23 protein-coding genes, 1 tRNA gene and 1 pseudogene are annotated in these 20,424 nt (G+C 64.7%); 17 read left to right on the plus strand and 8 right to left on the minus strand.

The features are described 5' to 3' along the window. The first annotated feature begins 9 nt into the window (after nt 1-9). From MSTE_RS03105 to MSTE_RS03120, 4 genes are all read left to right on the plus strand, one after another. Nucleotides 10-318, plus strand: a complete 309-nt coding sequence (locus MSTE_RS03105; protein WP_096498910.1) for a PE family protein — start codon at nt 10-12, stop codon at nt 316-318. A 38-nt stretch (nt 319-356) separates the two neighbouring features. Continuing rightward, on the plus strand, nt 357-650 hold the full coding sequence (locus tag MSTE_RS03110) for a type VII secretion protein EsxS (protein ID WP_096498912.1): 294 nt from the start codon (nt 357-359) through the stop codon (nt 648-650). 32 nt (nt 651-682) lie between these two features. After that, nucleotides 683-973 (plus strand): WXG100 family type VII secretion target, encoded by a 291-nt coding sequence (locus MSTE_RS03115; protein ID WP_005062633.1) that lies wholly within the window; start codon nt 683-685, stop codon nt 971-973. A 68-nt stretch (nt 974-1,041) separates the two neighbouring features. Then, nucleotides 1,042-1,266: a heavy-metal-associated domain-containing protein gene (locus MSTE_RS03120; protein WP_096498914.1), complete on the plus strand. Its 225-nt coding sequence runs from the start codon at nt 1,042-1,044 to the stop codon at nt 1,264-1,266. A gap of 26 nt (nt 1,267-1,292) precedes the next feature. On the opposite strand, the gene MSTE_RS03125 is transcribed toward MSTE_RS03120, so the two are convergent. After that, entirely contained in the window at nt 1,293-2,099 is an 807-nt protein-coding gene (locus MSTE_RS03125) for a class I SAM-dependent methyltransferase (RefSeq protein ID WP_096498915.1), read from the minus strand. Between the two features lie 167 nt (nt 2,100-2,266). Here MSTE_RS03125 and MSTE_RS03130 point away from each other — a divergent pair, with 167 nt between their 5' ends. From MSTE_RS03130 to MSTE_RS03150, 5 genes and pseudogenes are all read left to right on the plus strand, one after another. Further along, nucleotides 2,267-3,679, plus strand: a complete 1,413-nt coding sequence (locus tag MSTE_RS03130; protein WP_096498917.1) for a PPE domain-containing protein — start codon at nt 2,267-2,269, stop codon at nt 3,677-3,679. 149 nt (nt 3,680-3,828) lie between these two features. Then, a complete protein-coding gene (locus tag MSTE_RS03135) occupies nt 3,829-4,866 on the plus strand; it encodes an FAD/NAD(P)-binding protein (RefSeq protein WP_096498919.1) in 1,038 nt (345 codons plus the stop codon). Beyond that, nucleotides 4,863-5,210, plus strand: a pseudogene (locus MSTE_RS03140) (YidH family protein). The gene MSTE_RS03135 and the pseudogene MSTE_RS03140 overlap by 4 nt, the downstream one beginning before the upstream one ends. A gap of 74 nt (nt 5,211-5,284) precedes the next feature. Beyond that, a tRNA-Thr gene (locus MSTE_RS03145) sits at nt 5,285-5,359 on the plus strand. A 42-nt stretch (nt 5,360-5,401) separates the two neighbouring features. Continuing rightward, nucleotides 5,402-5,806, plus strand: coding sequence for an HNH endonuclease signature motif containing protein (locus tag MSTE_RS03150; protein ID WP_096498921.1), 405 nt, complete (start codon nt 5,402-5,404; stop codon nt 5,804-5,806). Nucleotides 5,807-5,814: 8 nt separating this feature from the next. Here MSTE_RS03150 and MSTE_RS03155 read toward each other — a convergent pair whose 3' ends face one another. After that, the gene (locus MSTE_RS03155; protein ID WP_096498923.1) at nt 5,815-6,564 is read right to left on the minus strand and encodes a hypothetical protein; all 750 of its coding nucleotides are present in this window, start codon (nt 6,562-6,564) and stop codon (nt 5,815-5,817) included. A 116-nt stretch (nt 6,565-6,680) separates the two neighbouring features. On the opposite strand from MSTE_RS03155, the gene MSTE_RS03160 reads away from it, so the two are divergent. Next, the gene (locus tag MSTE_RS03160; RefSeq protein WP_096498925.1) at nt 6,681-7,421 is read left to right on the plus strand and encodes a response regulator transcription factor; all 741 of its coding nucleotides are present in this window, start codon (nt 6,681-6,683) and stop codon (nt 7,419-7,421) included. Next, a complete protein-coding gene (locus MSTE_RS03165; RefSeq protein ID WP_193442053.1) occupies nt 7,418-8,917 on the plus strand; it encodes a sensor histidine kinase in 1,500 nt (499 codons plus the stop codon). The genes MSTE_RS03160 and MSTE_RS03165 overlap by 4 nt, the downstream gene beginning before the upstream one ends. Here MSTE_RS03165 and MSTE_RS03170 read toward each other — a convergent pair. Together MSTE_RS03170 and MSTE_RS03175 are read right to left on the minus strand one after the other, a co-directional pair. Further along, a complete protein-coding gene (locus MSTE_RS03170) occupies nt 8,889-9,293 on the minus strand; it encodes an HIT family protein (RefSeq protein ID WP_046255490.1) in 405 nt (134 codons plus the stop codon). The two genes, MSTE_RS03165 and MSTE_RS03170, sit on opposite strands and share 29 nt — an antisense overlap. A 9-nt stretch (nt 9,294-9,302) precedes the next feature. Beyond that, on the minus strand, nt 9,303-10,277 hold the full coding sequence (locus tag MSTE_RS03175) for an EamA family transporter (protein ID WP_096498927.1): 975 nt from the start codon (nt 10,275-10,277) through the stop codon (nt 9,303-9,305). 72 nt (nt 10,278-10,349) lie between these two features. On the opposite strand from MSTE_RS03175, the gene MSTE_RS03180 reads away from it, so the two are divergent. The 3 genes from MSTE_RS03180 to MSTE_RS03190 all read left to right on the plus strand — a co-directional run bounded on the left by MSTE_RS03180 (nt 10,350) and on the right by MSTE_RS03190 (nt 13,435). After that, a complete protein-coding gene (locus MSTE_RS03180) occupies nt 10,350-11,243 on the plus strand; it encodes a LysR family transcriptional regulator (RefSeq protein ID WP_096498929.1) in 894 nt (297 codons plus the stop codon). A gap of 172 nt (nt 11,244-11,415) precedes the next feature. Further along, nucleotides 11,416-12,300 carry a metal-dependent hydrolase gene (locus MSTE_RS03185; RefSeq protein WP_096498931.1) on the plus strand — a complete coding sequence of 295 codons (885 nt, stop codon included), beginning with the start codon at nt 11,416-11,418 and terminating at the stop codon, nt 12,298-12,300. 205 nt (nt 12,301-12,505) lie between these two features. Next, nucleotides 12,506-13,435: a PDR/VanB family oxidoreductase gene (locus MSTE_RS03190; RefSeq protein WP_231896976.1), complete on the plus strand. Its 930-nt coding sequence runs from the start codon at nt 12,506-12,508 to the stop codon at nt 13,433-13,435. Here the strand turns inward: MSTE_RS03190 and MSTE_RS03195 are convergent. Together MSTE_RS03195 and MSTE_RS03200 are read right to left on the minus strand one after the other, a co-directional pair. Next, complete coding sequence (locus MSTE_RS03195) at nt 13,430-14,293, minus strand: alpha/beta fold hydrolase (protein ID WP_096498935.1); 864 nt, start codon at nt 14,291-14,293, stop codon at nt 13,430-13,432. The genes MSTE_RS03190 and MSTE_RS03195 overlap by 6 nt on opposite strands. Beyond that, nucleotides 14,290-16,068, minus strand: a complete 1,779-nt coding sequence (locus MSTE_RS03200; protein WP_096498937.1) for an N-acyl-D-amino-acid deacylase family protein — start codon at nt 16,066-16,068, stop codon at nt 14,290-14,292. Before MSTE_RS03200 ends, MSTE_RS03195 begins: the two co-directional genes overlap by 4 nt. A gap of 108 nt (nt 16,069-16,176) precedes the next feature. Here MSTE_RS03200 and MSTE_RS03205 point away from each other — a divergent pair, with 108 nt between their 5' ends. The 3 genes from MSTE_RS03205 to MSTE_RS03215 are packed head-to-tail and all read left to right on the plus strand — an operon-like array spanning nt 16,177 to nt 18,711. Beyond that, nucleotides 16,177-16,773, plus strand: coding sequence for a TetR/AcrR family transcriptional regulator (locus tag MSTE_RS03205; protein WP_096498939.1), 597 nt, complete (start codon nt 16,177-16,179; stop codon nt 16,771-16,773). A gap of 32 nt (nt 16,774-16,805) precedes the next feature. Beyond that, nucleotides 16,806-18,065 (plus strand): phosphoribosylamine--glycine ligase, encoded by a 1,260-nt coding sequence (gene purD / locus MSTE_RS03210; protein WP_096498941.1) that lies wholly within the window; start codon nt 16,806-16,808, stop codon nt 18,063-18,065. Between the two features lie 19 nt (nt 18,066-18,084). Beyond that, nucleotides 18,085-18,711 carry a hypothetical protein gene (locus MSTE_RS03215; protein ID WP_157997617.1) on the plus strand — a complete coding sequence of 209 codons (627 nt, stop codon included), beginning with the start codon at nt 18,085-18,087 and terminating at the stop codon, nt 18,709-18,711. Here the strand turns inward: MSTE_RS03215 and MSTE_RS03220 are convergent. Both MSTE_RS03220 and MSTE_RS03225 read right to left on the minus strand, forming a co-directional pair. Beyond that, the gene (locus tag MSTE_RS03220) at nt 18,708-19,517 is read right to left on the minus strand and encodes an alpha/beta hydrolase (RefSeq protein WP_162291357.1); all 810 of its coding nucleotides are present in this window, start codon (nt 19,515-19,517) and stop codon (nt 18,708-18,710) included. The two genes, MSTE_RS03215 and MSTE_RS03220, sit on opposite strands and share 4 nt — an antisense overlap. 63 nt (nt 19,518-19,580) lie before the next feature. Further along, on the minus strand, nt 19,581-20,387 hold the full coding sequence (locus MSTE_RS03225; protein ID WP_096498945.1) for an alpha/beta hydrolase: 807 nt from the start codon (nt 20,385-20,387) through the stop codon (nt 19,581-19,583). Nucleotides 20,388-20,424: the final 37 nt, after the last annotated feature.

Consider the following 20,424-nt stretch of genomic DNA (forward strand, 5'->3'; position numbering starts at 1 on the left):
GAATTCGCCATGTACCTGAACGTCGTTCCTGAGGGGCTGACGGCCGCCAGTGCTGCGGTAGAGGCCTTGACCGCGCGGCTCGCCGCCGTGCATGCCGCTGCCGCCCCGGTGATCAGTGCGGTGTTGCCGCCGGCCGCCGATCCGGTATCCATCCAGAGTGCGGCCGTGTTCAGTGCCCATGGAATCGAGCGCAACGCTGCCGCGGCCGGCGGCGTGTACGAGCTGGGAAGGGCTGGAGTCGGGGTGACCGAGGCCGGTGCGGGTTACAGCATCGGCGATATGCATGCTGCTGCAACGTATATGCCGGGAATCGCGTAGTTCCCGGCACAATCCACCACACAACGAGAGGTAGTTTCATGAGTTTGCTTGATGCGCACATTCCGGCCCTGGTGGCTGCGGAGGGCACGTTTGGTGCTAAGACCGCTTTGATGCGTTCGACGATTTCACAGGCTGAGTCGGCGGCGTTGTCGGCGCAGGCGTTCCATGTCGGGGAGTCCTCGGTGGCCTTCCAGGCCGCGCACGCCCGGTTCGTGGAGGTCGCCGCGAAGGTCAACGCCCTGCTCGATATCGCGCAGATCAACCTCGGTGATGCCGCCGCCACCTATGTGGCCGAGGATGCCGCCGCCGCCAGCCGCTACATCGGCGTCTAACCCACACACGCACAAGGAAGGGAACACAGCAGATGTCGCAGATCACTTTCAACTACCCCGCGATGCTGGCCCACGCCGGCGAGATGAACACCTACTCCGGTGTACTGACCGCCCTGGGAGCCGACCTGGCCGCCCAACAGGCCTCCCTGCAGGCGGCCTGGCACGGTGATACCTCCATGAGCCAGGCCGCCTGGCAGGCCCAGTGGAACACCGCCATGGAAGAACTCATCCGCGCCTACCGCGCCATGGGCTCTACCCACGAAACCAACACCCTGTCCATGAACGCCCGCGACATGGCAGAAGGAGCCAAATGGGGCGCATAAACGCCCCGTTGGAATGGTTCCGCCCTACCAAATCCGTTGTGAACAACAATTTCAGGAGGAAGCACACTATGTCCGAGCAGATCTTCGCCATCAGCGGCATGCACTGCAACTCATGCGTCATGGGAGTTACCGAGGCGTTGACCGCACTCGACCCGGTGCGTGAGGTATCCGTCGATCTGGATCCCAAGGGGGCCTCGACGGTCCGTGTCCTGACCGACAGCGTGCTGTCGGTGGAAGAAGTGCACGAGACGCTCGTCAGGGCCGGTGGCGATTTCGCCGTCGCGGCCGGATAGCGACTGTCTGCCGAAAGTCTCTTATATCAGCCGAACTCGATCACCGTGTGAGGTGCGCGCAGCCTGTCAAGGCCGGGCAATGCATAGAGCAGAGGACCGGCCCAGCGCAGTACCTTGCCACGCCCCGCCGGCATCCGCAGTTCACGCACGCCGCGGATGCCGGGGACGGCGCGCAGTTCGCCGTACTGATTGGCGGTGAACGAGAAAGGCATCGGCGGCACGGTGTATTGCTCGCTGAGTCTCATGCCGCGCTGCGAGTGTGTGCTCAGGAACTTCGGCACCGAATCGAAGATCAACCTGCCGCCGGGAAAACGCTTGGCACACTCGGTGATCAGATCGAACACCGGCTCGCGCTCCAGATACTGGAAGAGGCCCTCGGCGGTGATCAGTACTCCGTCGGAGTCGTCCACCTGATCCATCCACGAGTAGTCGAGCGCGGATTGGGCGCTGTACCGCAACCGGTCTGATTGCGGGAGCAGCTGCTGGCGTAGCCGCACGATGGGCTCAAGGTCTACCGACAACCAGGTGAGTTCGCCATTGTCGACGCGCCAGAAGCTCGTCTGCAATCCCTCTGCCAACGCCACCACATTGGCACGCGGATGTTCCGTCAGGTACTCCTGCGTGGCCTTGTCGAATATCAAGGCACGCAAGGCAGTAGCTTGATGGGTGCGGCCAAAATGCTGAAAGTCGTAATCCAGGCCGGCGTGCAGCGCAATGGCCATCGGGTCGTCGATGATGCCGTCCGGCCGGGCCGCTTCCGTCGCCCGTTGGTGCAAGGTGAGCAGCGCGGTCTCGGACACACCGTCGAGGTGTCGAGCGTCGATGACTGGCATGGGGCCGACTGTACGGGACGGTGATACCGCGTGGGAATTCCTGGCGCGCAACGATAAATGTGATTTCGAACGCTGATTCTGGTTGTGCGGGAACTTTCCGGTACACAGTACGACTACTCCATCGGTGGCGCGAAACTGTTTGCGCCCATTGATTAGGGAGGCGGCGTGTGACGGCACCGATTTGGATGGCGGAGCCTCCGGAGGTGCATTCGGCGCTGTTGAGTGCGGGGCCAGGCCCCGGGGCGGTGCTTGCCGCAGCCTTGCAATGGCAAGAGATCGCGGACAACTATGCGCGCACGGCGGTTGAACTGACCCAGATCTTGGCCGGAGTGCAGGCAAGTAGTTGGCAAGGGCCCAGCGCGTCGGAGTATGTGGCAGCCCACGTGCCGTACTTGGCATGGCTCGAGCAGGCCGCTGTCGAGAGCGGTGTCATTGCCGCGCAACATGAAACAACTGCGGCGGCTTACGGTAGCGCGCTCATGACCATGCCGACTTTGGTGGAGCTTGCCGCCAACCATGTCACGCACGGAGTGCTGGTCGGTACGAATTTCTTTGGGATCAACACCATTCCGATCGCACTCAACGAGGCCGACTATGTCCGGATGTGGGTGCAGGCGGCGGCCACCATGAGCACGTATCAGGCGACCGCCGAGGCCATGACCTCGGCAATCCCGCCGACACAGCAGGCACCCCCGATCCTCGCGCCGGGCGGCGAAGCGCGTAGTGATCAGTCGGATATCCCGGGCTCTCCGGACCAGATCTCGAAGATGCTGCAGGGATTTCAGCAGTGGTTCGAGAAGATGGGCTTCAATCCGGCGACCTCGGCCGTGCTCGCCGTGATCATGCTGTTCCTTTATGACCTGCTCTGGTATCCGTACTACGCCTCGTACCTGCTGCCGTTCCTCATTCCAGCCCTCAGCGGACTCAGCGGATTGGCGGCGTTGATACACCTGCGTCCAGCCCCGGCGGCGGTTCCTGCTCCGGCGGCGGCCCCGTCAGCTGAGAGGCCCGCACTCCGCGCTGTGCACCGCCCGGAGCCGAGTCTGGCGCCCGCAGCTTTGCCGGCCATGTCCGTCACGCCGTCGGGAGGCTCGTCGGCGGTCACTCCCACATCGAGCGCAACCGCGCCGGCCCCGTCTCCCGCTCCGGCACCGTTGAGTGGAATCAGTTATGCCATACCCGGTTTAGTGCCACCAGGGGTGAGCTTTGGCCCCAAGGGCGCCGCGAAATCATCGGAGAAGGCCGTCGATACCGTCGATGCCACGGCGGCGGCAAGCGCCACGGTGCTAGCCCGGGCTCGACGCAGGCAGCGCGCCAAGAGCAAGGCTCGCATCGGAGGCCAACGTTACGAATACCTAGAGGAAGCAGCGGGAATGGGTGTGACGGTCGGGTACTCCGCCGAGAGCGGCGAGCACACGGCAACCAGTAGAGGCGCCGGCGCGCTGGGATTCGCGGGCACCGTACCGGCCGCCACGAGTACGCACACCGCCCGGACGGTCAGACTCGCTTCCGATGACACCCGGCAGGTGGCTCCCATGCTCCCCAGCACCTGGGAAGTAGAGAACACGGAACAGTTGTAGCCGTTCTACCTGCTTTTATAAGTAAAACTTTGGAGCTGTTCACGGATTAGTCACTACTCACGAGCGCCTGTGCGCAGAACAATCGAAGACAGTCACCGGAAGTACCTCGGTGACGTTCCGAGATTTTCGACGTAGAGAAGGGCAGAACAGTGAGCGAGTACGGATGGACAGTGGTCGGTGCGGGCCCCGCGGGAATTGCGGCAGTGGGGAAGCTCCTTGATCGCGGAGTGCCATCCGACTCGATCGCGTGGATTGACCCGGAGTTCGCAGCGGGTGACTTTGGTACGAAATGGCGTGCCGTGCCGAGTAATACGTCGGTCAAGCTCTTCATCAACTACCTGACGGATGCACAGTCCTTCCGGTTCGCCCATGCACCGCATTTCGCGTTGAACGACCTCGCGCCCACGGACACGTGTCTGCTCGGCGATGTGGCGGACCCGCTGGTATGGATCACTGGCCAGCTCCGCGACCAGGTGAACGCCCTGCGCACCACCGCGACGGGGCTGTCGCTGCACGGCGGCCGGTGGACCGTGCAGACCGAAATGGGCGAGATCACCTCGAAGAACGTGATTCTCGCGGTCGGCTCGGTTCCCAAGAATCTGGACTACCCGTGGCTGAACGAGATCCCGCTCGAGGCGGCGCTCAACCCCGAGAAGCTGGCTGCGCTGCCCCTGGCGGGTGCCACTGTCGCCGTCTTCGGCGCGTCGCACTCCAGCATGATCGCGCTGCCCAACCTCCTGGCGGGGCCTGCGGCCAAGGTGATCAACTTCTATCGCGGGCCGCTGCGCTACGCGGTCGATATGGGGGACTGGACACTGTTCGACGACACCGGCCTGAAGGGGGAGGCCGCGCGGTGGGCACGGGAGAATGTCGACGGGGTGCTGCCCGCTCGTCTGCAGCGATGCCTCGTCGATAGCCCCGAGTTCCCCGAGCTGCTCCAGAGTTGCGACTACGCGGTGTACACCGTGGGGTTCAGCCCGCGGCCGGTGCCCGCGGCGCCGCAGTGGGGAAAGCTGGAGTGCAACCCGGCCAACGGGATCATCGCGCCGGGTCTCTTCGGTGTGGGAATCGCGTTCCCTGAATATCGGATTGATCCGATGGGCTTCGGTGAGCACCGTGTGGGCCTGCAGAAGTTCATGGACCGCCTCAACAAGGTGCTGCCGCTGTGGCTGAAGTACGGCTCGTGACTGTCGGTGAATCCGTTGGCGCCGAACCTGATTACCGATTCACGCTCGCCAACGAGCGGACATATCTCGCGTGGGTGCGTACCTCGCTGGCGCTCATCGCCAGCGGGGTAGCCCTCATGCAGTTCGTTCCCGAGTTCTGGATTCCGGGTGCCCGACATGTGGTGAGCATCCTGCTGGTGACCACGGGCGGTCTGTTGGCGATGGCGGCCGCGCGACGTCGGCGCCGGGTGTAGGACGCGATGCGCCGCGATGCCGACCTGCCGCCGAGCCACATGCCGACCTTCCTCAGCGTTCTGCTGCTGGGGATGGTCGTGCTGCTGGTGGCGCTGCTGGTCAAGGGCTAGGGATGTACCGGGCCGCGCCGGTGGGCTCCGAACATGTCATCGACGAAGACCGCTAAGCTGTTCGACGTTCCATCGCCTCCGTAGCTCAGTGGTAGAGCACCCGCCTTGTAAGCGGAAGGTCGTCAGTTCAATCCTGACCGGGGGCTCCACAATGTATTCGAGTTGTCAGTACCTGCCCGTAATTTCGACCCATGAGAACGTGCCTCGGCTGTGGAAGGTCACTTTCCAAGCGCAGTCAGAAGGTCTATTGCGGCAATGCCTGCCAGGCGATGGCCAGGCGCGACGAACGCATCAAACTGTGGCTCGCAACGGGCGAGGCATGGGTCGACGGTCGTCGCGGACATTACGTCCGTGCGTTTCTCGCCGAGGCTCAATCGGGCTGTTGCGCAATCTGCGGCGGGGCAAGCATCTGGCAAGACTCCCCGCTTGTACTGGTCTTGGACCATATCGACGGAAACCCGGTCAACAACTGTCGAGAGAATCTGCGACTTGTCTGCCCGAATTGCGACTCGCAACTACCGACCTACAAGAGCCGCAATCGCGGTAATGGCCGCAGTTTCCGCCGGCAGCGCTACGCCGACGGAAGGTCGTACTAGCCCGCCCGCTATATCTCGCCTTCGATAACCCGCTCGGACCGTATCGGCCGCGGTGAACTGGATGGCCGGGACGGCCGACGGCGCGGCAGGAAACCGCCCAGCGGACCGACCACGGAGCTGAGTGCCGAGACGGTATCGGTCAGGAGTTCGATGGTGGGTGTCAGGGCGTCAATGTTGGGTGCCACCTTGGCGGCCGTCTCCGAGAGATTGGCCAGCTGCTGCAGCGGACCGTCTTTGGCGGTGAATTTGTCCAGGACGCCCTCTTCGCGCATCAGCCGTTCCAGAATCCCGTCCTCGGCGAGCAGCTGGTCGATCAGCCCTCCCGGGGCGAGCGCCCGGTCCAGGGCGCCATCCTGTGAGGTCAATCTGTCGACGGGCCCGTCCTTGGCGAAGAGTCGGTCCAGGACACCGCCGGGTTCTGTCAGCCGATCAGCAAGCCCTCCGGGCGCCATGACGCGCTCCACCGGCCCGCCCGGCCGCAGCGCTCTGCCGAGGGGTTTGTCCTCCTCCATCAGTTCGGCGACCTTCATCGCCGACTGCAGTGGGCTCTTGCGTCCGGCCATCCCCAGCAGGGATTCGACGGTGCCGACCAGGCCCGCACCCGGGGCGTGCCGCCGTCCGTCGTGTGGCTCCACGTCGGGAAGTTCAGCGAGGATCTCGCGCCCGGTATCGATCGCCTTGGCGGCGACCGCCAAGCCGGAATCGGCAACGGCCAGCGAAATCCTGAGCGGCGCGGTGATCAGCGACACCAGCTTCATGGCACAACTCTAGGGCGACTTTGTGCGGTTGGCTGACAATCTCCTGTGAAGAACTCACAGGAACCTCACAGCGAAGATCCAGCGCACCGTAAATTTTGAGGGGAAGATTGTCGGAGGTGAGCATCACGACTGAGACACACCAAGGAACCTTTCCCACCAACGGCACCACCCCCGCCAAGGTGCTGGTGGTCGACGATGAGTCGAACATTGTCGAGCTGCTCTCGGTCAGTCTCAAATTCCAGGGGTTTGACGTCTATACCGCCGATAGCGGGGCCGCCGCGCTGGATCTGGCCCGCACGGTTCGCCCCGATGCGGTGATCCTCGACGTGATGATGCCCGGGATGGACGGGTTTGGTGTCCTGCGTCGCCTACGCGCCGACGGGATCGATGCCCCGACGCTGTTCCTGACCGCCCGTGACGGACTGCAGGACAAGATCGCCGGGCTGACACTGGGCGCCGACGACTACGTGACCAAACCGTTCAGCCTCGAAGAGGTGGTGGCCCGGCTGCGCGTCATCCTGCGCCGATCCGGGATGGGTTCCGAGCCCGCACGCAAGTCGCGGCTCAGCTTCGCCGACATCGAGCTCGACGAGGACACCCACGAGGTGTGGAAGACCGGCGAGCCCGTCGCGCTCTCGCCCACGGAGTTCACGCTGCTGCGGTACTTCATGATCAATGCGGGCACCGTGCTCAGTAAGCCGAAGATCCTCGACCACGTGTGGCGTTATGACTTTGGCGGTGATGTGAACGTCGTCGAGTCCTACGTCTCGTATCTGCGGCGCAAGATCGACAACGGTGAGAAGCGGCTATTGCATACGCTTCGTGGCGTGGGATACGTATTGCGCGAGCCGCGGTGAGTAGCCGCCCCGGCGTTCGTCGGGGTGTACCGCTGCGGGTGAGCCTCGTGGTCGGAACCTTGGTTCTGGTTGCGCTGGGGTTGGTGGCATCTGGCATCGCGGTGACTACCACCATGCAGCGCACCATGATGAACCGCGCCGATCGCGAGCTGATCGACGCCGCGAATGGGTGGGCGAATCGGCCACCTCCGCCCCCGCCTGCCTTCGACACCAATCGGCATCGGCCCCCGTCCTTGTTCTTCATCCGCACCACCGATGACCGCGGGCGGGTGGTTATCATGCTCAATGACCGCGCCCGGGCCGACCCGGACCTACCGTTCGACAATGATGTGGGCGGCCGTCCCGTGACGGTGCGCTCCGCCGACGGCACAACGGAGTGGCGTGCGGTGTCCCGCCACGACGCGATGGGCGGGTACACCACCGTTGCCCGTGACATCACCGATGTACGCACCACGGCCCGCGACCTATTGTGGTTGCAGGTGGCAATAGGGACCGCCGTGCTGACTGTGCTTGGTATTGCCGGATATTGGTTGGTGCACCGCAGCCTGCGTCCGCTGGCCGAGGTGGAGGCGACGGCGGCCGATATCGCCGCCGGTCATCTCGATCGCCGCGTACCCGAACGTGATCCGCGCACCGAGGTGGGCCGATTATCGTTGGCGCTCAATGGAATGCTTGCGCAGATTCAGCGTGCGGTGGCCGACTCGCAGAAGTCCGCGAAGACGGCCCGCACCTCCGAGGAACGCATGCGCCGGTTCATCACCGATGCCAGCCATGAATTGCGCACACCCCTGACCACCATCCGCGGCTACGCCGAGCTCTACCGCCAGGGTGCGGCCACCGACATCGAGCTGGTGCTGGGCCGTATCGAAGGCGAGTCGACCCGTATGGGTCAGCTCGTGGAGGACTTGCTGTTGCTGGCGCGTCTGGACGCGCATCGGCCCATGGAACAGCGGCTCGTCGACCTGCTGGTGCTGGCCACCGACGCTGTGCACGACGCGAAAGCCACTGCGCCCGAACGTGACGTGGAACTGGAAGTCTTTGATGGGCCAGGAACCCCGGAGGTCATCGGCGATGAACTGAGGTTGCGTCAGGTGCTGGGCAATCTGGTGAGTAACGCGCTCGGGCACACCACGGCGGCTGTCCTGGTCCGGGTGGGCACCGAGGGAGATGACGCCGTCTTGGAAGTCATCGACGCGGGACCGGGTATGACGAAGACCGACGCCGAACGCGTCTTCGAGCGGTTCTATCGCGCGGACACCTCACGTACCCGCAGTAGCGGCGGCACGGGGCTGGGGCTGTCGATCGTGGATGCCCTGACCGCCGCACATGACGGCACGGTCACCGTGCACACCGCGCCGGGTGAGGGCTGCCGTTTCGAGGTGCGGCTGCCGCGCGCCGACATGACGGACGACGACGCCGGCCCGGACGACCTGGACGACGTCGAGAGTGCGCCAAAGATCTTGCGGGCTAGTCGATCTCAGCCAGCGCAGCCTTGATCTTCGCCTGTGCCTCGTCGAGGGATTCCGCCGAGGCGTTGGGATCGGCGTTCTCGAAGCTGAAATCGGTCAGCGTGAAACCCGGGAAGACGTGCACGTGCAGGTGGGGTACCTCCATCCCGGCGATGATGTAGCCGGCACGCGGTGCGTCGAACGCCTTGCGGATGGCGCGGCCGACGCGTTGCGCGACGAGGTTGACCTTGGCGAAGACTGCCGCGTCGATGTCCTGCCACTGGTCGATCTCGGCGCGCGGCACCACCAGGGTGTGGCCCTGGGTGATCGGCGCGATGGTGAGGAACGCGACGACATCCTCGTCCTCGTAGACGAACCGACCGGGTAGCTCTCCGTTGATGATCTTCGTGAACACACTCGACATGCCCATAGGTTAGTGGGCCGTTCGCGCGGCACAGGTCGCGGACAGTTCACGGGGCGTGGGGTCGTACGCGTCACCCACATCGGCAGCGGCGGTGACGGGGCGCGCGGTCATGCCGATCAGGCATCCGGTGATCACCACCGCTGCGCCGAGGAGTTCCATCGCGGTCGGCCGTTCGCCGAGGACCAACCACGAAGCGGTGATACCGACCACCGGAACCAGCAGCGAGAACGGTGCTACCCGGCTGGCCGGGTAGCGGCCCATCAGGTACGTCCACAGGCCCAGGCCGACGATGGTGGCGAGCAGCACGATGTACGCCAGGCCGCCGAGGGCGACGAGCCCACTGCGCTCACCGATTGATGTCAGGGAGTGCCAGCCGGCGTAGGGCCCTTCGGTGAACGCCGAGAGCGCGAACAGCGGGATCGGCGGTACCACCGACATCCACAGGGTCAGCCGCACGGGGGTGCGCGGATCGTTGTTGTCTGCCATGGCTTTTCGGCTCGCGATGTTGCCAAACGCCCAGCCGAGAGCGCCGAGCAGCGTCAGGATCACCGGCACCAGAGCGGCAGAGGCGCCATGCACGGCGCGGTCGGCGGCGATGAGGGCCATACCGCCGACCGCGAGGGTGATCCCCGCGACCTGCAGACGCGACATCCGTTCGCCGAGTAACAGCACGCCGAGGATCACCGTGAACGGCGCCGAGGCCTGCAACACCAGGGACGCGAGCCCTGTCGGCATCCCGTTTGCCATGGCCAGGAACAGGAACGCGAACTGGACGGTGCCGAACCCGATCCCGTACAGCAGGAACCATCGCAGCGGCACGTGCGGCAGGGGCACGAACAGGATCACGGGAATCGCCAGGACCGCGAACCGCAGTCCGGCGAAGAAGATCGGCGGGAAATGCTCGAGCCCGGCGTGGATCGCCACGAAGTTCAGGCCCCACAACACTGCAACTGTCAGTCCGAGGAGACGGTGCCGGGTTGTCATGCCGTCGATCCTGCGTAGCCATTCGATTTAGCACAATCTAATTAATGTGCACTATTGATGTAGATTTCCTTCATGGATGTGCGCCGCCTGCGGATTCTCCGAGAATTTGCCGACCGCGGCACCGTCGGTGAGGTGGCGGACGCGATGCGGCTCACGCCCTCGGCGGTATCGCAGCAATTGAAGGTCTTGGCGCGGGAGGCCGGTGTGCCGCTGTTACGGCAGGACGGGCGGGGTATCGCACTGACCGAGGCAGGCCGCGCGCTGGTGCTGCGGGCCGACGAGGTGATTGCCGCGGTCGACCGCGCGGCCGAGGAGATGGTGGCGTATCGGGAGGGAACACAGCCGATCGTGCGGATCGCGTCCTTCCCGTCCGGTGGGAGCCTGCTGCTGCCCAGGCTGGTGGTCGCGGTGGCCGGTGAGGTCGATGTGCGTCCGGCAGACGAGGACGTGACGTACAGCGAGGCTCCCGGGCTGTTGACCGAGTACGACATCGTCGTCACCCACCGGGACGAGCGAACCGCCGTGCTGAGTTCTGCCCGGGTGTGGTCGATGACGCTGATGCGTGAGCCCATCGATCTGCTGGTGCACAACAATCATCCGCTGGCGGGGCGTGGATCGGTGACTCCGGCCGAGCTGGCCGACGAGACCTGGATCAGTGTCCCGGAGGGGTTTCCGGTGGACGATGTACTGGTCTCACTCGGGGTGTCGGCGGGTATTCGGCCCCGAGTCCGGTTCCGGTTCAAGGATTTCCAGATTGTCGAGGATATGGTGGCCCACGGCCATGGCATCGCGCTGATGCCGCGATACGTGAGCCGGAGCCCGCGGGTGGCACGACTGGTCATCCGCGAGGTCCGGGCGGGACGGCTCTACGAGGTGCTGGTCCGTCCCGGCGCCCAGCATCGGCCGGCGATTGCCGCGGCGATCCGCGGTCTGCAGGACGCGGCGGCGGTACTGGAGTCGGGATAGTCGCTGGAGTGTGTGCTCGGCCGGTTCGGCCTCCTATCCTTCGGCGAGATCTTTGTGAAAACGGACGCAGCGGATACCCGTCCAGAGGGCCGTTGGCATCGAATTACTCCCAAAGCGCAAGAACGTCGGCTTGATCGGTGTACTTTGCGCACGTTGTCGGTGAGGAGTGTCAATGGCGACCGATAGGTTTGCTCCCGAGGAAGTGGCGCTGCGCCCACGAAATGTCCATTTTGAGTGGGGGGCCTCGCCGCTGCACTGGATTCCCGGCGATCCGTACGCGTCGCATGTGGTGACGGCGCTCAATTTGTTCCTGCCGGTGGCTGAGCGCTGGTTCAGCGCGTTGTTGTCCGATGCGCTGGAATACGTGCGGGACGAGCGCCTGCGCGAGGAGATTGTCGGCTTTATCGGGCAGGAAGCAGTGCATGCGAAGACGGACGATGAAGTCTTGGTCGACTATGTGCGCCGACATGGGATCGATCCGGTGCCGTTCACCCGTCAGCTGGAGTGGGTCGTGGCTCAATACGGCCATCGTTCGGCACGGGCGAACAGGACGAACCGGCGTAAGGCGCTGGCCTCTGGAACCCATGTGCTATGTGCCGCAGAGCATTACACCGGTGTGCTGGGCCATTGGGCACTGAACAATTCATGGGGCGAGATGAACGCCGACCCTATGTTGTGCGACCTGTACCGGTGGCATGGAGCCGAAGAGGTGGAACACCGGCACGTCTCGTACAACGTGGCGAAGTATTTCGGCATGGACTATCTCGCCCAAGTCGTATCGGGGGTCATGGTCAGCGTTGTCTTCTTCGTCATGCTGCTGCGCGGCACCAGGTTTCTTGTCCACGAAGATCCGGCGTTGCCAAATATCGGCTATGTCCGGCTTTTGTGGAAGCTGCGCGCCTCCGGGCGACGTGGTGCGGTGCCCGCTGCCGGATACATGGCGCGCAGCGGACTCCGGCTGCTTAAACGCGACTACAGCCCGGTGGATGAGGGCAGCACTGCACAGGCGATCGCCTACCTGGCCACGTCCCCGGCGGCACGCTTTCTCCATGACTAAGGGCCGATTGTCACGGCTCGCAACAGGTTTACTCAAGCCGTACACGGGCGAGCCGCCCCCTGGGCTCTACCGGGACACTCGCCCCGACGCCTTGATCCGTTTGGCGGGTGCGGCAGTTCCGCACTTTGTGTCGTTGGTTATGCGTCTTGGCGGCGATTGTGAACTGCCGGAGCTTCCTTGCGTCACAAACCGACGAACAGTACGAGTGGCGGATCGTAGGGTGCTCGCCGGTGATTCGGATGTTGTGCAGCTGACGCTTGTAGCCGATGATGACGAACCGTTGCCGAGTTGGCATCCGGGGGCGCACATCGACGTCCACCTGCCGTCGGGGCGAACACGCCAGTACTCCCTATGTGGTGATCCACTGCAACCGCGCGAGTATCGAATCACAGTGCGCCGCATCGAGAATGGAGGCGGTGGTTCCGTGGAAATGCACGGGCTGGCCGCAGATCATCGAATCGACATCAGCGGTCCCCGCAATGCCTTCATGCTGGCGTTGCCCGGAGTGTCGTCGCGCGCCAGAAGTCTGCACTTCATCGCCGGGGGCATCGGTATCACGCCGATCTTGCCGATGATCCGGGTGGCCGAGCAGCTGGGTGTGCCCTGGACCTTGTGTTACACCGGTCGGCATCGAGGCAGCTTGCCGTTTGTGGAGGAATTGCTTGCGTTCGGAGACAAGGTGCGGGTGCGCACCGATGATCAGGGCGGATTGCCCTGTGCCGGTGAGCTTCTCGATGGTTCCGATGAGCGAACGGCTGTCTATGTGTGCGGTCCGCTACCGATGGCGCAGTCGGTGAGTCGAGCAATCCCGCTGGGCGTCGAGTTACACACCGAGCGATTCTCGCCGCTACCTGTCGCTGACGGTATGGCGTTCGAGGTGGAGCTGGCACGTTCCGGAGACGTACTGGCCGTCGCACCGCAGCAGACGGTGCTGGCCGCATTGCGGGTCGCGCGGCCCGACATCGGGTATTCCTGCCAACAGGGGTTCTGCGGGACGTGCATACAGCGTGTGCTGTCCGGTGGGGTAGAGCATCGCGATACGACCCTCACCGAGCAACAGCGTGCGGCGGGGCACATGTTGGTCTGCGTTTCCCGGGCGACATCGGCGGGCGCCCGGATTGTGGTGGACCTATAACCCCGCGGCCCGATGTGTATGCGCCGTAATGTGTTCCAGCACTAAAGCCGCAGTTTCGCTTGGCCGTTCCGCTGCGATCCAGTGGGAGACACCATCGAACACCTCGAACCGATACGGCCCGTCGACGTATTTGGCGGTGTTTTGGGCGGCCCTGCGGCCCAGTGCCGCATCGTCGGTGCTCCACACATACAAAGTGGGGATCTGGACTTGCCCAGGACCGGACGGCTTGGCATACCGCATAGCGCGGTACCAATTGATGGTCGCGGTGGCGGCGCCCGGCTCGCGTGCCAATTCCAGTGTTTCCTGGATCTTGGCGTCGCTGATCCTCATATCTCGTGCCAACTTGCGCACGAGTAGGCCGTTCCTTGTGGTCTGTCGTTCCGGCAGCCATGGAATCTGGAAGAAGAGCATGTACCACGACTTCAGAATCTGTCCGCTCGGCAACGCGGCGAGAAATGCCCGCGGATGTGGCACCGACAGAATCGATGCGGTGATCACGCGGTCGGTATGCTGGCCGGCTAGTTCCCAGGCGACCGCAGCGCCCCAGTCATGTCCCAGCACATGGAATTTCGGTACTTTGGCCTGATCGGCAAGTGCCAGGATGTCGCCGGCTAGCTTGTCGAGTGTGTAATTCCGTATGCCTTTGGGGCGGGCACCGGGGGAGTAGCCCCGCTGGTCCGGGGCCAGCACCCGAAACCCGGCAGCGGTGAGGATCGGGATGACACCGCTCCAGCTGTCTGCGCGCTCGGGAAAACCGTGCAGCGCAACGATCACCGGTCCGTCGAGTGGGCCCTCGTCGATGACGTCGAAGGTCAGCCCGTCATTGGTGAACGTCGACAGGCGTGTCGCCGCGCTCATCGGACCGCGAGTTTCTCACCGGCCTTCAGATACCGGCCGGTCTGCAGATCGTGCCCGTACCCTTCGATGAACTCACCGAGACGGAACACCACCTTGCCGCCGACCGCGGTGGCTATCACGGTCTCGTCATTGCGGTTCACCATGCGGGACAGGTTGTCGAAGAACGGAGCCTGCGCCTCGTTGTAGGCATCGACGCTGCCGTCCAGCTTCTCCGGATCGATGATGACGAAATCGGCGCGGTCGCCCTCACGCAGGTGCCCGGCGTCCAACCCGAACCAGTCGGCCAGTTCGCCGGTGAGTCGATGCACCGTGTGGCCAAGGGACAAGACGGGTTTCCCGGCCTTCTGTGCGTCGTTCATGCGCTTGAGGAAGCGCAGGTGGAAGTTGTAGAACGCCATATTGCGCAGGTGCGCACCGGCATCGGAGAAGCCCATCTGGAAGTTGGGGTCCTTGGCCATCTCGTCGAGCACCTTGGGGCGGTGGTTGCCGACGGTCGTCGTCCAGCGGACGTTCTTCTCGCCGTTCTCGACCAGGACGTCCAGGAATGCATCCAGTCCCTCGATTCCGCGCTCGTCACCGATCTGACCGAAGGTCTTGCCGATCAGCGAGGCGTCGGGGCATTCCACGATGACGGCGTCGTGGAAGTCTTTGTGCCACAGTCCTGGCTTGTGCTTCTTGATGGCGAACTCGCGTCGGAATTTGCGGCGATACTCCTTGTCGGCCATCAGCTTGTTGCGCTCGAGCTGCTCCTTGATGTGCAAGGCGGCGGTGCCCGCACCGAACTCCTCGAACACCGGCAGATCGATGCCGTCGGAGTACAGCGTGAACGGCACGGGCAGGTGCTGGAACTTGACGTTGGACTTGAAGATCTTGTTGCCGATTCGGGCTGCGGCGCTGAAGAACACGTTGGCGCCCTTGATGCTCTTGGAGTCGGCCGCGACCAGCAGGCTGACCGGAACAGCCTTGCGGCGCTTGAAGAAACGTGTTCCCGTGGACAGGAAGAACAGCACCGCGGTGGCCGGATTGTTGATGTTCGGGGCGCTCTGCAGGATGCGATCGCGCTTGCGTAGCACGTTGATGAGGCGCCACCGCTCATGCCACCACGCGTAGGTCGACGGCAGCGCGCGCGAGCGGTAGCGGTCGCCATCGAGCTTGTCGATCGGGGCGTCCATTCCCGACATCCCCAGCATGCCGGCATCGAGTGCCTTCTCGAGCATGTCAGCCATGCGGTCGAGTTCCGTGCGGGTGGGGAAAGACCAGTTGTTGGTAGCGCGGCCCAATCCCATGACAGCGGTGCGTAGATCTGAATGCCCAAGGAACGAGGTCACATTCGGGCCGAGCGGCAGCGCGTCGATCTTCTTGACGTAGCTTTCCGGATCGGTCCAGTCCTGGAACTCGTTGAGTGCTCCGATCACATGCTTGCGCGGCACTGCCTCCACACGGCTGAATAGGTCGGCGGCGTCGTCGGGCTTGGCATAGACGGTCGACATGGAACAGCAGCCCAACACGAGTGTGGTGACGCCGTGGCGCACCGATTCGTCGAGGCCGGGGTTGAGCAGCACCTCGGCGTCGTAGTGGGTGTGCATATCGACGAACCCGGGTAGAACCCACTTGCCGCCTGCATCGATCACCTCGGGGCAATCGGTCTCGTCGAGCGGGGTGGTGGAGACGGTGGCAACCCGCCCCTCCTTGATGCCGAGGTTGGCCCTACGGGGTTCGGAGTTGGTGCCGTCGAACCAGAGGCCATCGCGAATGATCAGGTCGTAGTCGCTCATGGGGGCTGCCCTTCGTTGGGTGTTACGGCGAGTCTAAAAAAGATGGCAACCAATCACAATGTTAGTGATGGGCGCCACATTTGTGTTGCATTCCTCTAGTGTGCACCCGTGAGTCCCACCCAGGCCGAGCGCCGTGAATCCACGATCGCCAGGCTGCTCGATTCCGGTATCGGCACCATCGCTGAGCTGGGATATTCGCGTGCCTCCGTGCAGCGGATCGCGAAGCGTGCCGGGCTCTCCTACGGGGCGCTGTTCCGGCATTTCCCGACCGTCGGCGAGTTCATGGCCGCGGTGGCGCGTGAGACGCTGCGCCGGCAGCTGGCCACCGTGCGCGCGCAGTTCGATGAGGCGGGCGACCGGCTCACCGAATTCGAGGACGTGATGGCGGTGATGCGCTCGCTCAAAGAGGAGCCCATCAACGCCGTGCTCTACGAACTCATGGTGGCCGCGCGCACCGACACGCAGCTGCGGGAGACCTTGCAGGTAGCGGTCGCCGAGTACGGCGCTCAGATGGTCACGCTGGCACGCTCGGTGCCAGGAACCGACCAGTTGTCCGACACGGACCTGGTGACGTTGGTCTTCATGATCACCGACATGTTCGACGGGGAGGCGCTGGTGAAGACCCTGCGTCCCTACCCGGAGCTCGTCGCGGGCAGGGACGAGTTGCTCGCCAAGCTACTGCGGGGATACCGCCCGGATGCATAGCCAGGCATACCCGAGCCGATAGGGTCTGGGGCATGCGCGTCCTTGTCATTGGGTCCGGTGGCCGTGAACACGCTTTGTTGATCGCCCTGAAGCGTGACCCGCACGTGGACTACCTGGCGGTGGCCCCGGGCAATGCGGGGACCTCAACGGTGGCCGAACAGCATGCCGTCGACATCAGCTCCGGTGCCGAGGTTGTGGCGTTGGCCGCCAAGCTCAACATCGACCTCGTCGTCATCGGCCCCGAGGTGCCATTGGTGCTGGGCGTTGGCGATGCTGTTCGCGCGGCGGGTATCGCGTGCTTCGGTCCCTCGGCGGACGCCGCTCGCATCGAGGGTTCCAAGGCCTTCGCCAAGGACGTCATGACCGCCGCGGGCGTACGCACTGCGCGCAGTGAGATCGTTGACAACCCAGCGCATCTGGACGCCGCACTGGACCGGTTCGCGAGCGAGCCGGCCTGGGTGGTCAAGGATGACGGGCTGGCCGCGGGTAAGGGTGTGGTGGTCACCGCCGATCGTGCCGCGGCTCGCGCCCATGCCGCCAGTCTGCTCGACGACGGACATCCGGTGCTGCTGGAGTCCTTCCTGGACGGGCCCGAGGTTTCGCTGCTGTGCATCGTTGACGGCGAGACTGTGGTGCCACTGCTGCCCGCACAGGACCACAAGCGGGTCGGCGACGGCGACACCGGTCCGAACACCGGTGGCATGGGTGCCTACAGTCCGCTGCCCTGGCTGCCCGATGAGACTGTCGCTGAAATTGTTGACACCGTACTCAAACCCGTTGCCGCTGAGCTTGTTAAGCGCGGCAGCCGGTTCTCTGGCGTGCTGTACGCCGGCCTGGCGATCACCTCGAACGGCCCCTCGGTCGTCGAATTCAATTGCCGCTTCGGCGATCCCGAGACCCAGGCGGTGTTGGCGCTACTGGAATCGCCGCTGGGGCAGCTGCTGAATGCCGCCGCGACCGGGACTCTCCCAGACTTCGGTCCGCTGCGCTGGCAGGACGGCAGTGCCGTGACCGTGGTGCTGGCCGCCGAGAACTATCCGCTGCGTCCGCGCACAGGCGATGTGATCACCGGCTCTGAGGCCGAGGGTGTCTTGCACGCTGGGACGGCCCGCCGGGAGGACGGCGCCGTCGTGTCCTCGGGCGGACGGGTGCTCTCCGTCGTCGGCACCGGCAAGGACCTGCAGGCTGCACGTGCCGACGCCTACGCGAAGATCGAAGCGATTCGCCTGCCCGGCAGTCACTTCCGTAGTGACATCGGATTGGCTGCCGCCGAAGGGCGTATCAGCCTCTAGGGGATGGCAAGGGGGATTGGTGGGACGTCGCAGGTGGTTTGCGCTGGGAGCGGTGGCGCTGGCATTCGTTGCGATCGCGCTGCTGATGCTCAGCTGGCGGTCGAACCGATCGCAGGCGGTGCCGGCTCCGGACGTCCACGAGCTGTCGTTGTGTACTGCCGTCCTAGCCGTGGGGGAGCGCGCCGAATCCGAGTACGACGATTTCTCGAGATTGACAAGAAATCGCGCGTGGTCATGGGAGGACCCGCGGGTCGGCCCCGCTGCCTCGGCGTTCAGCAAGGCATTGCGGCGTGAGGCGGAGTCTTTACGGACGCTGATGCCGGACGATCACGCCGACCACGGACTGACTCTGGAGGCGGACATCCGTGGCATGGCAGAGAACGACATCGTGCTTGCCGACAAGCTCGCCCGCCGTGACGGACTCCTTTCGATCGACGCGTTGGTTCTCGGCTACGAATTCGCGCATCAGTCGGCGGCTCGCTCCTGTGACATAACCCGTGACTTCGAAGCCATCAGACAGGAACAAGTACGCCAGTGCGAAGGTCGCCGGTCGGGGTCGATTGCCAATTGGTGGACGATGAGCTGCGTTCAGGAGCCCAAGGAGCCCTCGACGACCTTCGAGATCCCTCCGAATCCGGGGCTCTAGGCCGCCAGGATTGGTGCGATCCAGCCCAGTGCGAGGGGGACCTGCGACAGCCAGTACCCGCCCTCGTGTGCGCCAGGACCGAAGTCTCCGGCCGGGGGCGCCGCCAGCTGCTCGGCGAAAACCTTACTGGCCGTGTAGAACCTGTCGTCATAGCCGGACGACACCCACACCGGTAGCCCGTTGAGCTGGGGCCGGCCGGAAACCGAGTTCTCTTCCCAGTTCTCCTCGTTGTCAAAGGCGTCAGCGGTGGCCTCGGGGTAGGACAGCCATATCGACGGGGACACCGCGGCGACGGCTGCGGTTCGGGGTCCGCCCAGACGGGCGCCGTTGAGCAGCGCACCGTAGCCGCCCGCAGACCAGCCCATGAAGGCCACCCGGGAGACGTCGAGTCCCTCCTGCTCGGCGAGCATCGGCAGGAACTCGTCGATGATCATCGCCCCGGGGTCATCGCCGTTCTGATGCGGATGCCAGTAGCTGTTGCCCCCGTCGATCGCGGCGACCGCGAAGGGCGGCGCCCCCGCGGCGACCAGATCCCCGAGCATCCGCTCGTAACCCCAGTAGATGGTCCGATCGGCGTTCTCGTCGCGGCCGTGCAACATGATCACCGGCCGCACGGGCCAGTCGACTCCCGGCGGTCTGGCTACCTTCCATCCGGTGGGAGTGCCTCTGCGGGCCTCGGAGATGAAGGACCCGCTGGTGACATCGGCCGCGGCCCGTGCGGGTGCCGCGAGCGTCGGAAGAAGCGCAGCACCGGCCCCGAGCGCGGCACCCATCTGCAGCAGGCGACGTCGGCTCATTTCGGTCACGGGATCGATAATGCCAGCGGATGGCAAACCCGTCGAGGTCCAGCCAACGGTAGGAGAACAGCTCTACGCGGTGAGCAGCGGCGACATCCACGCCAGTTCGGCGCCGATTTGCGAGCTCCAGAACGAGCCGTCGTGGCCGCCAGGGCTGAACCCGCCCGCGGGCGGTGTCGGAAGCTGGGCGATGAACTGCTTGGTGGCGCTGTAGAACGGATCGCTGTCACCGCAGTCGATGCGCAGCGGAATGGAGTTCAGCGCGGCCAGGCCCCATACCGAGTTGGCGGCGTAGTCGTCGGGACCGTCGAAGGCGCCGGGCGCGGCGGCACCGGAGGATGTCCACAGCGCCGGGCTGACGGCGGTGATCGCGGCGGTTCTGCCGGCGCCCAGGCGTGAGCCCAAGAGCATGGCGCCGTATCCGCCCATCGACCAGCCCAGAAATGCGACGCGCGAGGTGTCCAGTCCCTGCTCGGCCAGCAGTGGGATGAATTCGCCCAGCACCATCGCGCCGGAGTCTTCACCCGAGGACCGCTTGTGCCAGTAGCCGCCGCCACCGTCGACGCTCACCAGGGCGAAGGGCTTGGCGCCCGCTGACACGGCCTGCGCCAGCATGTTCTCCACGCCGCCCTCCATGACTCCGGCGGCGGTCTGGCCCTTGCCGTGCAGCGCGATGATGGGCCGAATGGGGCCGGTTACCCCGGGTGGCCGGGCGATACGCCATTCGGTGCGGACACCGCCGCGCGCCGCCGAGACGAAGGAACCCGCGGCGATGGCGCCGTCGGCATGGGCAGGGAAAGCCCCCATACCGGCCAGTGCGGCGCCGGCACCGGTGGCCGCGCTGAGCTTGAACAGGGAGCGTCGGGACAGATCACGCATGTGGACATCATGCCGGTTCCGTGCAGATCCAGACATT

Source organism: [Mycobacterium] stephanolepidis (assembly GCF_002356335.1).
Classification (GTDB): domain Bacteria; phylum Actinomycetota; class Actinomycetes; order Mycobacteriales; family Mycobacteriaceae; genus Mycobacterium; species Mycobacterium stephanolepidis.

Excerpts from the sequence above, each read along its gene's own strand:
- MSTE_RS03225 (WP_096498945.1), bottom strand. The coding sequence starts at position 20,387 with ATGCGTGATCTGTCCCGACGCTCCCTGTTCAAGCTCAGCGCGGCCACC.
- purD (WP_096498941.1), top strand. The coding sequence starts at position 16,806 with ATGCGCGTCCTTGTCATTGGGTCCGGTGGCCGTGAACACGCTTTGTTG.
- MSTE_RS03125 (WP_096498915.1), bottom strand. The coding sequence starts at position 2,099 with ATGCCAGTCATCGACGCTCGACACCTCGACGGTGTGTCCGAGACCGCG.
- MSTE_RS03115 (WP_005062633.1), top strand. The coding sequence starts at position 683 with ATGTCGCAGATCACTTTCAACTACCCCGCGATGCTGGCCCACGCCGGC.
- MSTE_RS03110 (WP_096498912.1), top strand. The coding sequence starts at position 357 with ATGAGTTTGCTTGATGCGCACATTCCGGCCCTGGTGGCTGCGGAGGGC.
- MSTE_RS03150 (WP_096498921.1), top strand. The coding sequence starts at position 5,402 with ATGAGAACGTGCCTCGGCTGTGGAAGGTCACTTTCCAAGCGCAGTCAG.
- MSTE_RS03170 (WP_046255490.1), bottom strand. The coding sequence starts at position 9,293 with ATGTCGAGTGTGTTCACGAAGATCATCAACGGAGAGCTACCCGGTCGG.
- MSTE_RS03155 (WP_096498923.1), bottom strand. The coding sequence starts at position 6,564 with ATGAAGCTGGTGTCGCTGATCACCGCGCCGCTCAGGATTTCGCTGGCC.
- MSTE_RS03120 (WP_096498914.1), top strand. The coding sequence starts at position 1,042 with ATGTCCGAGCAGATCTTCGCCATCAGCGGCATGCACTGCAACTCATGC.
- MSTE_RS03200 (WP_096498937.1), bottom strand. The coding sequence starts at position 16,068 with ATGAGCGACTACGACCTGATCATTCGCGATGGCCTCTGGTTCGACGGC.
- MSTE_RS03105 (WP_096498910.1), top strand. The coding sequence starts at position 10 with ATGTACCTGAACGTCGTTCCTGAGGGGCTGACGGCCGCCAGTGCTGCG.
- MSTE_RS03180 (WP_096498929.1), top strand. The coding sequence starts at position 10,350 with ATGGATGTGCGCCGCCTGCGGATTCTCCGAGAATTTGCCGACCGCGGC.
- MSTE_RS03185 (WP_096498931.1), top strand. The coding sequence starts at position 11,416 with ATGGCGACCGATAGGTTTGCTCCCGAGGAAGTGGCGCTGCGCCCACGA.
- MSTE_RS03175 (WP_096498927.1), bottom strand. The coding sequence starts at position 10,277 with ATGACAACCCGGCACCGTCTCCTCGGACTGACAGTTGCAGTGTTGTGG.
- MSTE_RS03195 (WP_096498935.1), bottom strand. The coding sequence starts at position 14,293 with ATGAGCGCGGCGACACGCCTGTCGACGTTCACCAATGACGGGCTGACC.